Source organism: Zoogloea sp. (assembly GCF_041911615.1).
Taxonomy (GTDB): Bacteria; Pseudomonadota; Gammaproteobacteria; order Burkholderiales; family Rhodocyclaceae; genus Zoogloea.
The window spans coordinates 1-12147 of sequence record NZ_JAYROR010000076.1; the positions used below are offsets into that span (position 1 = coordinate 1).

The following is a 12147-nucleotide window of genomic DNA, read 5'->3' on the forward strand; positions in this document are numbered from 1 at the left end:
CCGGCGTTGAGGCCGGCGGAGTGGTTGCGCAGTTCGTACAGGATTTCTTCCATCTCGAAGGTGGCGAGGATGGTTTCGACCAGCACGGTGGCCTTGATGGTGCCTTGCGGCAGGCCGACGTGGTCCTGGGCCATCACGAAGATGTCGTTCCACAGGCGGGCCTCGAGGTGCGATTCCATCTTCGGCAGGTAGTAGAACGGGCCGGCGCCGCGGGCGATCTGCTCCTTGGCGTTGTGGAAGAAGACCAGGGCGAAGTCGAAAATGCCGCCGCCGACGCGCTGACCGTCAACGGTCACGTGCTTCTCGTCCAGGTGCCAGCCGCGCGGACGGATCTGCAGTGTGGCGATCTTGTCGTTGAGCTTGTATTCCTTGCCGGCTTCGTTCTTGAACGACAGCTCGCGGCGGATCGCCTTGTAGAGGTTGATCTGACCCTGGAGCTGATTGTCCCAGTTCGGGGAGTTGGAGTCCTCGAAGTCGGTCATGTAGGAGTCGGCGCCCGAGTTGAAGGCGTTGATGATCATCTTGGCCTCGACCGGGCCGGTGATTTCGACGCGACGGCACTGCAGCGCGGCGGGAATCGGCGCGACCTTCCAGTCGCCTTCGCGGATGTGCTTGGTTTCCGGCAGGAAGTCGGGCATTTCGCCGGCGTCGATGCGGGCCTGGCGCTCGACGCGGGCCTTCAGCAGCTCCTGGCGGCGGCCTTCGAATGCGCGGTGCAGCTTGGCGACGAACTCGAGGGCTTCCGGGGTGAGGATGGTTTCGTAGCCCGCACGGATCGGGGCGTTGATCTGCATGCCAGCGGGGAGGGTGAGGCTCATGGTGACTCCTTGTGGTGAAGGTTGAAAACTAAGAATCAAGAATACGTCTTGAAGAAATAAATGACACTGAGGGTTGCGCCGACCGCGACCACCAGGCGCTTCAGCCATAAGGCCGGCAGGCGGCGGGCGAGGGCCGAGCCGGCCAGCGCGCCGATCATGGCGGTGACGATCATCAGCAGGGTGTGCGGCCAGCTGATGGCGCCGGCGACGATGAAGGTGGCGGCGGCCACGGTGTAGTTGACGGCGGAGGTGAGGTTCTTGAGGCCGTTGAGCTCCTGGATGTCGTCGACGCCCTGGATCGCCAGGGCGGCCAGCGTGAGGATGCCCATGCCGGCGCCGAAGAAACCGCCGTAGATCGCCACGCAGAGCTGGAACAACAGGCCGCCGACGCCGCCTGGCGTGCCGTCGGCGCGGCGCTTCAAGCCCAGGCGCGACCTGGCGGCACCCACAAGGCGTGACACCTGCCCGGAGAACGCGAACAGCCCGGTGGCGACCAGCAGCAGCCAGGGCACCAGGCGCGCGAAGGCGGCATTGGAGGTGGCGAGGAGTAGCAGCCCCCCGGCGATCCCGCCGACGAAGGACAGCAGCACCAGCAGCAGGGTCCAGCGCGGGTGGCGGCTCACTTCGCGGCGGTAGGCCCAGGCGCTGGAGAGGCTGGCCGGCCACATCGCCACCGAGTTGCTGGCGTTGGCCATCACCGGCGGCACGCCCGCGGCGAGGAGCGCCGGAAACGAGAAGAAGGTGCCGCCGCCGGCCATGGCGTTCATGCCACCGGCCAGGAAAGCGCCGCCGCCGACGAGGAGGGCTTGCATGACGTCCATGTCAGCGCTGCCGTCCCTGGACGAAGGCGAGCACGTCGTCCATCGTGCAGCCGGTGGCGGTGGGCGCGACATCGAGCGCTTCGCCGGGCTGGCCACCGCGGTTGATCCAGAAGCTGGTGTAGCCGTACCACGCCGCGCCGGCCGCGTCCCAGCCGTTGGCGGTGACGAACAGGATGCGCTCGGCGGCACAGCCGAATGCCGCCGGTCCGAGGGCGTAGGCGTCCGGGTGCGGCTTGTACTTCTGCACCGCGTCCACCGACAGCACGTGGTCGAACAGCCCGTGCATGCCCGCGCTCTTGATGGCGACGGCGAGCATCTCGGGCGTGCCGTTGGAGAGGATCGCGGTGGGAATGCCGGCCGCCTTGAGCGCGCGCAGGGCTCCGAGGTTTTCGGGAAAGGGCGACAGGCAGGCGTATTGGTTGATGAGCTGGGTGCGAGCGCTGGCGTCAAGCACGAGGCCGAGGCGCGCCGCGGCGAAGGCCAGGCCGTCCTGAGTGATCTCCCAGAAGGGCTTGTAGCGGCCGGCAAGGGTGTGCAGGTAGCTGTACTCGATCTGCTTCTGACGCCACAGGTCGGCAAGCTGGCTGCCCTTGCCCGGGTAGAGCTGCTCGGCCAGCAGGCCCACCGAATACACGTCGAACAACGTGCCGAAGGCGTCGAAGGCGACGGCCTGGATTCGGGGAGCGGAGGAGGGCGACTGAGCCATGGTCGAGCGCGAAGATGAGGCGAGGTTATTGCGTTGCAGCGAAGTTTATTCAATGCATAAAGAAAAAAGAAGCCATAATAAAATCAAATGATCTTTTACTTTTAGTACAAGATGAATAATTTCAAGGAAATCTCGGCGTTCGTGAGCGTGGCAACGCGGGGTAGTTTGTCGGCCGCGGCGCGGGCCGAAGGCGTGACGCCCGCGATGATGGGGCGTCGCATCGACGCCCTGGAGGAACGTCTGGGCGTGAAGTTGCTGGTACGCACGACGCGGCGGATCAGCCTGACCTTCGAGGGCAGCGCGTTTCTCGAGGATTGCCAGCGCATCCTCAACGACTTGGCCAACGCCGAGGCGTCGGTGAGTCTGGGTGGCGTCAAGGCAAGCGGCCACATCAAGGTGTCGGCGCCGGCGGGCTTCGGGCGGCGCCACGTGGCGCCGCTGGTGCGCGATTTCCTGGCCGCGAACCCGGAGGTGACGTGCAGCCTCGATCTGTCGGACCGCCTGGTCGATCTGGTGAACGAAGGCGTCGATTGTTCGATCCGGATCGGTGAATTGTCGGATTCCAGCCTGGTGTCGGTGCGTCTGGCCGACAACCGGCGGGTGGTGGTCGCGAGCCCGGCCTATCTCGCGCGTAGCGGCGTGCCGCGAACGCCCGACGATCTGCTCCAGCACGATTGCCTCTCCCTCGACCCGCAGCGGGGCTGGGTGTTCGCCGACCCGGAGGTGCCCGGACAGGTGCGCACGATCAAGGTGTCCGGGCGCTTCGAGTGCAATGACGGGACAGTGCTGCACGACTGGGCCCTGGGCGGGATCGGGCTGGCATGGCGGTCGATGTGGGAGGTGGAGCGCGATCTCGCGGGGGGCGCCCTGGTGTCGGTGCTGGATGATTTCGCGGCGCCGCCGACCGGCATTTACGCGGTATTTCCGCAGAACCGTCGGCTGCCGTTGCGGGTGCGCCTGCTGATCGACTACCTGCGTGGTTACTTCGGCCGCCCCGACTACTGGCGCAGCGGTTGATCGGTGGCGGGCGGAGGGGCGATGCCCACCTGGAATTCTAGCGTGAGCCGGCTCGGCATCGGGCGGCCGAGGGCTTCGGCGGGCTGGAACTGCCATTCGCGGACGATCTCGGCGTAGCGTTCCGCCGCCGCGCACAGGGCGGGCTCGCAAAGCGGGACGATGCGCTCGACGCGACCGCCGCTGCCGATCCCCAGTTCGAGCCGGAACACGCCACTGGGGGTGTCGGGCAGAGCCGGCCAGTGGCTGGGGTCCACCTCGGTGAGAAGCTGGGGCTCGCGGGTGAGGCGGGCGAGGGGCAGATAGCTGTCGGGAATCGTGGCGTCGGCGGTGCCGTCGGACGTTGCCGCGTCGGTGGGTGGGGCGACGGGCGCCGGGGCGGCAGGCGATGGGGGCGTCGGCGGTTCGGCCGCGGCATCCCCGGTCTCGAACGCGGTAGGGGGGGGAGGCGCCGGCTGCGAGGTGGCGGCGGGGCGGGCCAGTGGGCGGACCTTCAGCCGGGCGTGGAGTGGGGGCACGGACGTCGTTGCAGGTTGCGCCGAGGGCAAATGGGCTGCGTGCGTCAGCCACTGGAACAGCGCTCCGTGGGCGACGAGCGAGAGCGTCAGGGCAAGCCCCAGGCGCCAGCCATGCGAAGGACGGAAACGGGACGAGGGGATCAACGGATCAGGGGTGTCGGGCAACGCAGTGAACGATAGCCCGGCCGTTTTGGGCGCCCGATGCCGCCTGTCGGGCATGTCTTTCCGCCGGTCGTACGTGGCTCGCATTCCGTGCAGGGTGATGTCATCGTAGCCTGAAAGGAGAAGTCGAATGAAAAAGCAGCGCGGTGTGACATTGATCGAGCTGATGATCGCCGTGGTCGTGGTCGGGATCCTGACGGCCATTGCGGTGCCGGCCTATACCGCCCACATCGTGCAGGGCAAGATTGCCGGCGGTACTGCCGCCCTTGCCGAGAGCAAGGTGAGGATGGAGCAGATTTTCAACTCCATGCGCAGCTATTACGCCGACGGTACTGCGACTTGTCCCGATTTCAAGCCGTTGTTCACCGATACCGCATTCGTCGTGACCGTGGCCTGTACCGGCACGACTTTTACGGTGACGGCCACGGGGGATGCCACGAAGGGCATGGACGGTTACATCTATTCTATCGATCAGTCGGGCGACAAGCAGTCTAAGACGCCGGCAGTGCCGTCGAGTGTGGCGTGCTGGCTCAAGACCCGGAACCAGACTTCATGCTGAAGATCTTGCATCGCCACCAACGTGGCATGACCTTGCTGGAGCTGATCGTCGCCGTATCGATCGTCGGCATCCTGATGGCGATCGGTGTGCCTCAGTTGGGCGACTGGCTGCGGCGGAGTTCGATCCGGTCCGCCGCCGAGGTGGTCCAGAATGGTTTGCGCATTGCCGAAGGCGAGGCGATCCGCCGTAATGCCTTTGTCGAATTCCTATTGACCAACAGCACGCCTGACGTGTCGGGCATCAAGTCCCTGACCGCCGTCGCGGATGGCAAGAACTGGGCGGCCCGGGTACTCGACAGCAGCTACGCGCCGCTGGCCGACGTCAATCTGGCCTACGTCGGCAGTGCCGTGATGAGCGAGTTCGCCGCCGACCTTAAGTTCGAGGGGCCGGCCAACGTGGTCTTCAACGGCAATGGGCGGGTGACCGACATCACCGGTGTGGCGATCACGGATTCGCAGATTTTCCGTCTTTCGCGCCCGGGGACTGGCGCGGTCTGCGTTTTCGTGACGCCGGGCGGTGCGGTCAAGGCCTGTGATCCGGCTCTGGCGTCCGGCCACCCGTTCGCGTGCCTGCCCCTGGTGCCGCTCAGCAAGTGTCCGAAGATCTGACGGGAGCCACAGCAATGACCAAGAACAAGGGCCAGTCCGGTTACGTGCTTCTCGAGGCGCTGGTGGCGTTGTTGATCTTTTCCCTGGGGCTGCTCGGCTTGATCGGTTTTCAGGCGGCGTCCACCAAGATCGCCTCGGACAGCCGGTTCCGCACCGAGGCGGCCATGCTGGCCGACGAGCTGATCGCCAAGATGGCGGCGTCGGACATCACCAAGGTCAAGACCGATTACGACGTGGGCGGCGCGCAGTTCAAGAGCTGGTTGAACGAACGCGTGATCGGCGCCAGCCGCCTGCCCGATCCGGTGGTGACGCCGACCTTCACCACGTCCTCCACCTCCCAGACGATGATCGTGAATCTGCGCATCGAATGGTCGATGCCGGGCAAGACGCTCGACAAGGGAGGGCGCGAAGTGAAGGGCGTCTACGAAACCAAGGCGCTGATTTTCTAGGATTCGCCCATGCGCAGCAGAACCGCTATCCGCGTACCGTCCGAGCGCCGTCGGGTTGCCCAGGCCGGCGTGAGCCTTGTCGAAGTCATGGTGGGGCTCGCCGTCGGCATGATCGCATCGCTGGTGATCATGAGTTCGTTTTCGAGCAGCGAGACTTACCGACGCAACGTCGGCGGCGTCGCCGACATCGTTCAGACTGCGTCGATCACCAGCGCGCGGCTCAACATGTTGTTTGAGGAGGCCGGCGCGTCCTTCGTCCAGGGGCGCAACATCTGGGGTTGTCGGTTGCTGGCGACCCGCGCCAAGACGGTCCTGCTCCCGGCGACCGGCTACCCCGACCCCTTCACCGCCTTTCCCACCACGGTGCGCGTTCTGCCGGTCGGCATTCTGGATGCCGGCGGGACGGGTTCGGACGTCGTGATGATCATGGGGGGCAGTTCCGCGTCGAGCAACCGGGACACGCCCTTCGACACCGACGGCAAGACGCTGACGGTCTCGAATCCGAACGGCATCGGCATCGCCAACGCCGGCTTGTCCGTCGACGACCTCTTCCTGGCTGTGCCCCAGGACGTGGCGTCCGGTCCCGGCGACTGCCAGATCATCCAGGCGGCCCCGGGCTTTTCGGGCGGTGCCCCGGTCAACGACGCCGCGCTGGGATTGAACGTGATGCCTGCCGAGGGCGCCGTGCTCGCGCCGGCTTCCTACACCACCATCAAGATCAACGATGGCGCCAACTCCTACGGCCTGCTGACGGTCACGGCAGACAGCCCCTCGGCTTTCCACCTTGGCCGCGCGGGTGCGTCGACTTTTTCGCTGCTGTCGGTCAACGGCAGCGGCGAGCTGGTCGAATACGACCTGCTGCAGCGACGTGGCGCCCAGCCTTTCGGTGAGAACGTGGTGCTGCTCAAGGCGCGTTACGGCGTCGATAACGGCGCCAATGGCGGCAAGGCCAACGACAACATCGTCGACGAGTGGATCTCGCCGACCGAGGCGGGCTGGACACTGGCCGAGCTGATGGACGGCAAGACCGCCACCGAGCAGAAGGTCGACCAGATCAAGGCCGTGCGGATCGGTCTCGTGCTGCGTTCGCCTCAGGTCGTGGTGGGCGACGCCAAGCTGACCGAGGTCGTGCTGTTCGGCGATCTTGGCGGCGCCCGCAAGATCACCCGTACCCTCACCGCGGACGAGCAGCGCTATGGCTACCAGGTGTTCGACTGGGTTATTCCCCTGCGCAACATGAAGTCCACTCCGAAATCCTAGGTATCGCCATGGCTACCCGCGTTCGCCCTCATTTGTCATCGCGTCCGTCCCGCAGTCGGGGGACCGTGCTCGCGGTGGTGCTCGTGGTGCTTGTCGTGATGATGCTCGGTGGTGTGTCCACGTTGCGTTCGATCGACACTTCGGCCCTGCTGTCGGGCAATCTCGCGTTCAAGCGCGATTCGGTCAATCGCGCGTCGGTGGGACTGAACGCGGCGTTCGACGCCCTGCAGAAAGCCCCGGCCAAGAACCCGTCGGTGGATTTCGACAATTGCGATCCCGCTTCTCCCAAGTGTACCGGCATCGTGGCCGCGTGGCTGGGCAGCAATTACTCCCCACGTCTGCTCGAGGCCGACGGTAACGGCATCCCGCTCATCCTCAAGGACAAGGCGGCCTTCGACGCGAAGTTCAAGATCAAGCCGAACAAGGCGGACTTCACATCGGAGGCGGGTAACGAGGTGCGCTTCCTGATCGAGCGGATGTGTTCCGATTACGGCCCGTCCAACGAGCGCAAGTGCTCTGTTTCCGACCGCTACGAACGCGGTGGTTCGTATCGCCAGGACAAGCCGGGTTCGATCTCGCTGCCGCTGTACCGGATCACCATCCGGAGCGATGGCGTCCGTAATACCCAAACCTATGTCCAGGCCACGGTCACGACGCGCGTCAAGTAATGAATAAGTCGATAAGGATGCTGCAAATGAAAACGACGATCTTCACGAGCCGGTTTCGTGCTTTCCAGGTAACGGCCGCAGCCGCGCTGGCCGTTTTCACGGCAAGCCCGGCAATGGCCGTGACGACGCCGTTGGCCGATCAGCCCATTCTTGTGGCCAAGGTGCCGGCGAACGTCATGCTCGCCCTGTCCGTGGAGTTCCCGACTGCCACCACACGTGCCCACCAGGGGGCTTTCGACGGTACGTCGGCGGTGCCTTATCTCGGCTATTTCGATCCCCGCAAGTGCTACAAGTACATCGGTGGCGCGGACGGCTATTTTCAGCCCATCGGCGCGACCGGAACCAACTACACCTGCTCGGGTGCGTGGAGCGGACACTTCCTCAACTGGGCGACGATGCAGGGCGCGGACATCTTCCGGTGGATGCTGACCGGCGGTAATCGCAGCGTCGACACGCCCAAGGCCTTTGGCGACGGCTCGGCCGATCAGACCATCCTCGAGCGGGGCTATGCGTCGCCGCAGGGCGTGAACGCGAACACCTTTCCGGACAAGATCATCACCGGCAACGACCTGCTGAACTACACCAACCCGTCGGATTACGGCGCGGGGTCGGTGGCGATCAACTCCTGGTCCTTTCTTTACATCCGCAACGGCGGCATGGGCACCCAGTTTGCCCTGAAGTACGGCGGCATCGACAGCGTCTGCACCGACTGCACGAAGATGTACGTGCGCGTCGAGGTCTGCCGCGATGCAGATGGGACCGGCGCGCTGCTCGAAGGCAACTGCCAGAAGTACGCCAACAAGTCTGGAACGAAGAGCGTCTACAAGCCGGTCGGCCTGATCCAGGAATACAAGGACAAGATGTATTTCGGCGCGTTTGGCTACCTTCTGCTGAACGACAACAACAACTACGACGCCGACGGGGTGGCCAACATCTACAAGGATGGCGGTGTGCTGCGTTCCCCCGTCCAGAGTGTCGACAAAGAAATCACCGAGACCGGCTCCTTCGTCACCGATCCTTACGGCGAGGGGGCAGTGCAGGGTGTCACCTACAGCGGGACGATCAACTATCTGAACAAGTTCGGCCAGAAGTCCCGATCCTACAAGCTGTATGACCCGGTGAGCGAGCTGTATGCCGAAGTCGTCAAATACTTCAAGCACCTCAAGCCGACGGCTTCGTACATTTCCGGTGTCAATGCAGCCAACCGCGACGATTTCCCGGTTTATACCACCTGGAACGACCCGGCGACCGATGCCAAGTGGCCCAAGAAGGGTGCCTTGTCCTGCAAGAAGAACTACGTCATCGGTATCGGCGACACGAACTCCAACTACGACTGGAACCTTTCGGGCTCGTCGGCACCCTATCCGGCGGACGTGGATTCGGCGATGGGCAAGTTTGCCACCGCCAAGGCCTGGACCGACGAGGTCGGCACCCTGGAGAGTCCGGTGATGAGCAACCTGGGCAGCACCGGGATCTACCACGGCAGCTACTTCATCGCCGGCCTTGCCTACTACGCCCATTCCACCGATCTGCGCGCCGACGTTCCCGGCGATCAGACGATCGACACCTACTGGATGGACGTGATGGAAGTGGGCTACGTATCCCGCAACCAGTACTGGCTTGCCACCAAGTACGGCGGCTACAAGAAGCCGACCAAGGGTGCGCCTCCGGGGCCCTTCGACCCGGCGACCGACACCTGGGTCGACAAGTCGCCTTCCGGTGTCCCCCTGCGAACCCGCGGCGGCGATCCACTGCCCAACAACTACTACCCCGCCGATAATCCCGACGCGATGACGTCCGGCCTGCGCAGTGCCTTCCAAAGCATCGCAGCGGGTGCCGGCGCGTCGGCGGGTGCCGCCCTGTCGAGCCCGCAGCTCAATGCATCCACCGGTGGCGCCAATACCTACCAGGGCACCTACGACGCGGCAAGCTGGTCGGGTGACGTGATCGCCTCGAAGGTCAACAAGCTGGGTTCCGACGACTCTCTGGATGTGACCACCCTCTGGCATGCGGCGGCGATTCTCGACGGACAAGGCAGCGCGGGGCGCAAGATCGTCACCCTGGCTCCGACCGACAAGACCAAGACCAAGCCGGCTCCGTCCGACTTGCAGGGCGTGCCGTTCCGCTGGAGCAATCTGAGCCCCACCCAGAAGCTCAACCTCAGCAAGACGGCCGCCGCCCCGGCCGGCGATCCGGCCGACGGCGAGCGCGTTCTCGACTATCTGCGTGGCGAACGTACCTACGAGTCGACCGCGTCCGTGCCTAATCTTTACCGCCAGCGCGCTTCGCTGCTGGGTGACATCGTCGATTCCAAGGTGGTTTATCTCGGCAAGCCGAGTGCCACGTACGCCGATTCGTCCAACCCCGGGTACTCGGTGTTCAAGGCCGCTCAGGCCAATCGTACGCCGCTGGTTTTCGTCGGCGCCAACGACGGCATGCTGCATGCCTTCGACGCGACCGACTCCAGTACCGGCGGTACCGAGGTGTTTGCGTTGGTGCCCTACTCGGTATATGAGGGCCCGGACATGAAGCCCGAGGAGAGCGGCATCCAGGCGCTCGCCCGCAAGAATTACTCGCACCACTACTACATGAACGCCACGCCCGAGATTCGTGACGTGGATTTTGCCCGCACCGGCGGGCGCATCGACTCCTTCAACGGTGTGACGCCCGACTGGCGCACGATCCTGGTCACTGGTCAGGGTAAGGGCGGTCGCAGCTTCGTTGCGATGGACGTGACCAACGTGAGCGCCTCCGACACCGAGTCCGACATCGCCGGTAAGGTGCTCTGGGAGTTCACCCACCCGGACATGGGCTTCAGTTTCGGACGCCCGTTGATCGCCAAGACGCGGCGCTGGGGTTGGGTCGTGATCCTGACCGGTGGCTACAACAACGTGGGCGGCTCGCAGCCCGGTCAGGGCGCACTGTTCATCCTGAACGCCAAGACCGGCGAGTTGCTCGGCCCCAGCGCCGGCGCCACGCCTGCCTACACCACCGGGCCGGGGACGGCCGCGTCCCCGTCGGGTTTTGCGCAGATCGAGGGCTACACGCCCAGCTATCAGGATTACACCCTTGATTACGTTTACGGTGGTGATCTGAACGGCGACCTGTGGCGTTTCGATTTCAGCAACATCCTTGATGATCTGCCGCCGGTCACGAAGATCGCCGAATTCAATACCAGTGGCGTCGGCCAGGCCATCACCACCGCGCCGAAGATCGAATACTCGGCTGATGACTTGAAGCGTTATGTCTTCGTCGGTACCGGTCGGCTGCTCTCCGCGGAAGATCAGGAAAACTCCCAGAAGCAGTCCATGTACGCAGTACGTGACGGCACCAAGACCCGCGCCTTCGGCTCCGAGAGCTATCAGGTGAGCCTGCCCTCGGGAAGTTCGTTCCCGGTCAAGCGCTCCAACCTCGTCGAGGTCACCGACCTGATTGCCGGCGCGAAGCTGGACAGCGCCAAGCCGATGGGCTGGTACTACGATCTGACGGGTGCCAATGCGGCGAGCGCTGAACGGATCATCCTCAATCTCCAGGCCAACGATGGTGTGGTGACCTGGGTTGGGTCGCTGATGAACGACGACCCTTGCAACGCGGGGGGGGACGCGACGATCTATGCCGTGCACTACGGTACTGGTCAGAGCGTGCTATACCGACTGGATAGCGGTCTTTACAAGCAGATCCCGATGTCCGATCCGATCATTGGCGGCCTTGCCGATACCACGCTGGTGCGGGTCGGCTCGAGCATTCGGGTGCTCGGGACCGACGTGAAGGGCAAGTCCAGCGTCTATGGCAACACGGTGTCCGAGGCTGGGGAGCCGCGGGTGGTGAACTGGAGAATTATCCGGGAATGATCTCCCGCTGGGCTTGAACCGCAGCGCGCCGTCACGTAGAATGCGCGACTTCGCTGGATTGCAGTGTTGTCGCGCAAGGTGAGTTTTGGCTGTTCTGGCTAAAGTCGAGTCTAAAGTGCGGCAAAGTGGCAGTCCCGGTTTAAGCCGGCATAGCTCAGTTGGTAGAGCAGCGCATTCGTAATGCGAAGGTCGGGGGTTCGACTCCTCTTGCCGGCACCAAAAGTTTCAAGCACTTAGGCCAATCCGAAAGGGTTGGCCTTTTTGCTTTTGGGGTTCGTTGCTCCACCATTGCTCCCGCCGCGTTCAACATTGATGCTCAAAGGGCTGCTGCCCATCCTCGCTCGACTCCCTGCGCCACCAACAAAAAACCCGCCACGCTGGCGGGTCGGTCGAAGTGAGGTGCCCTACTTTTCCCGCCTTCCAACCGGTCGCCCTTATGCTACCTTTTCTTGCTGATTGAATCGCCCCGGGTTTCGCGGAGGCTCCCACTCTTGAGAAGATGGAGCCATGAAGAAGACAACGAAATACGCCCCGGAAGTGCGCGAGCGTTCAGTGCGGATGGTGTTCGAGCAGCGCAGCGAGCACGCGTCGCAATGGGCGGCGATCCAGTCGATCGCAGCGAAGATCGGCTGCACGGCCCAGACACTGCATACCTGGGTTCGGCAGCACGAGCGGGACACCGGACAGCGGGACGGGGTCAGCGGTGCCGAGAC

General features: G+C 64.1%; 10 protein-coding genes, 1 tRNA gene and 2 pseudogenes. 9 read left to right on the forward strand and 4 right to left on the reverse strand.

Annotated features, from left to right (window positions below):
- From ACE3P2_RS08720 to ACE3P2_RS08730, 3 genes and pseudogenes are all read right to left on the reverse strand, one after another.
- Window positions 1–818, reverse strand: a pseudogene (locus tag ACE3P2_RS08720) (malate synthase A); the annotation flags it as partial.
- Between the two features lie 35 nt (window positions 819–853).
- On the reverse strand, window positions 854–1639 hold the full coding sequence (locus ACE3P2_RS08725; protein ID WP_374263504.1) for a sulfite exporter TauE/SafE family protein: 786 nt from the start codon (window positions 1637–1639) through the stop codon (window positions 854–856).
- Window position 1640: 1 nt separating this feature from the next.
- Window positions 1641–2345: a haloacid dehalogenase type II gene (locus ACE3P2_RS08730; protein ID WP_374263506.1), complete on the reverse strand. Its 705-nt coding sequence runs from the start codon at window positions 2343–2345 to the stop codon at window positions 1641–1643.
- Between the two features lie 111 nt (window positions 2346–2456).
- On the opposite strand from ACE3P2_RS08730, the gene ACE3P2_RS08735 reads away from it, so the two are divergent.
- Window positions 2457–3362 (forward strand): LysR family transcriptional regulator, encoded by a 906-nt coding sequence (locus tag ACE3P2_RS08735; protein WP_374263508.1) that lies wholly within the window; start codon window positions 2457–2459, stop codon window positions 3360–3362.
- Here ACE3P2_RS08735 and ACE3P2_RS08740 read toward each other — a convergent pair.
- Window positions 3344–3877, reverse strand: coding sequence for a hypothetical protein (locus ACE3P2_RS08740; protein WP_374263510.1), 534 nt, complete (start codon window positions 3875–3877; stop codon window positions 3344–3346). The two genes, ACE3P2_RS08735 and ACE3P2_RS08740, sit on opposite strands and share 19 nt — an antisense overlap.
- 292 nt (window positions 3878–4169) lie before the next feature.
- Here ACE3P2_RS08740 and ACE3P2_RS08745 point away from each other — a divergent pair, with 292 nt between their 5' ends.
- The 8 genes and pseudogenes from ACE3P2_RS08745 to ACE3P2_RS08780 form a co-directional block, all read left to right on the forward strand.
- Window positions 4170–4598: a type IV pilin protein gene (locus ACE3P2_RS08745; RefSeq protein ID WP_374263512.1), complete on the forward strand. Its 429-nt coding sequence runs from the start codon at window positions 4170–4172 to the stop codon at window positions 4596–4598.
- Window positions 4592–5206: a Tfp pilus assembly protein FimT/FimU gene (locus ACE3P2_RS08750; RefSeq protein WP_374263514.1), complete on the forward strand. Its 615-nt coding sequence runs from the start codon at window positions 4592–4594 to the stop codon at window positions 5204–5206. The genes ACE3P2_RS08745 and ACE3P2_RS08750 overlap by 7 nt, the downstream gene beginning before the upstream one ends.
- 14 nt (window positions 5207–5220) lie before the next feature.
- Window positions 5221–5655 carry a hypothetical protein gene (locus ACE3P2_RS08755; RefSeq protein WP_374263515.1) on the forward strand — a complete coding sequence of 145 codons (435 nt, stop codon included), beginning with the start codon at window positions 5221–5223 and terminating at the stop codon, window positions 5653–5655.
- Window positions 5656–5664: 9 nt separating this feature from the next.
- A complete protein-coding gene (locus tag ACE3P2_RS08760; protein WP_374263517.1) occupies window positions 5665–6915 on the forward strand; it encodes a PilW family protein in 1251 nt (416 codons plus the stop codon).
- 8 nt (window positions 6916–6923) lie between these two features.
- Window positions 6924–7583 (forward strand): hypothetical protein, encoded by a 660-nt coding sequence (locus ACE3P2_RS08765; RefSeq protein WP_374263519.1) that lies wholly within the window; start codon window positions 6924–6926, stop codon window positions 7581–7583.
- Between the two features lie 176 nt (window positions 7584–7759).
- The gene (locus tag ACE3P2_RS08770) at window positions 7760–11434 is read left to right on the forward strand and encodes a pilus assembly protein (protein WP_374263521.1); all 3675 of its coding nucleotides are present in this window, start codon (window positions 7760–7762) and stop codon (window positions 11432–11434) included.
- A 143-nt stretch (window positions 11435–11577) separates the two neighbouring features.
- Window positions 11578–11653, forward strand: a tRNA-Thr gene (locus tag ACE3P2_RS08775).
- A 288-nt stretch (window positions 11654–11941) separates the two neighbouring features.
- Window positions 11942–12147 (forward strand): annotated as a pseudogene (locus tag ACE3P2_RS08780) (IS3 family transposase); the annotation flags it as partial.

Excerpts from the sequence above, each read along its gene's own strand:
- ACE3P2_RS08730 (WP_374263506.1), bottom strand. The coding sequence starts at position 2,345 with ATGGCTCAGTCGCCCTCCTCCGCTCCCCGAATCCAGGCCGTCGCCTTC.
- ACE3P2_RS08750 (WP_374263514.1), top strand. The coding sequence starts at position 4,592 with ATGCTGAAGATCTTGCATCGCCACCAACGTGGCATGACCTTGCTGGAG.
- ACE3P2_RS08765 (WP_374263519.1), top strand. The coding sequence starts at position 6,924 with ATGGCTACCCGCGTTCGCCCTCATTTGTCATCGCGTCCGTCCCGCAGT.
- ACE3P2_RS08735 (WP_374263508.1), top strand. The coding sequence starts at position 2,457 with ATGAATAATTTCAAGGAAATCTCGGCGTTCGTGAGCGTGGCAACGCGG.
- ACE3P2_RS08725 (WP_374263504.1), bottom strand. The coding sequence starts at position 1,639 with ATGGACGTCATGCAAGCCCTCCTCGTCGGCGGCGGCGCTTTCCTGGCC.
- ACE3P2_RS08755 (WP_374263515.1), top strand. The coding sequence starts at position 5,221 with ATGACCAAGAACAAGGGCCAGTCCGGTTACGTGCTTCTCGAGGCGCTG.
- ACE3P2_RS08770 (WP_374263521.1), top strand. The coding sequence starts at position 7,760 with ATGCTCGCCCTGTCCGTGGAGTTCCCGACTGCCACCACACGTGCCCAC.
- ACE3P2_RS08745 (WP_374263512.1), top strand. The coding sequence starts at position 4,170 with ATGAAAAAGCAGCGCGGTGTGACATTGATCGAGCTGATGATCGCCGTG.
- ACE3P2_RS08760 (WP_374263517.1), top strand. The coding sequence starts at position 5,665 with ATGCGCAGCAGAACCGCTATCCGCGTACCGTCCGAGCGCCGTCGGGTT.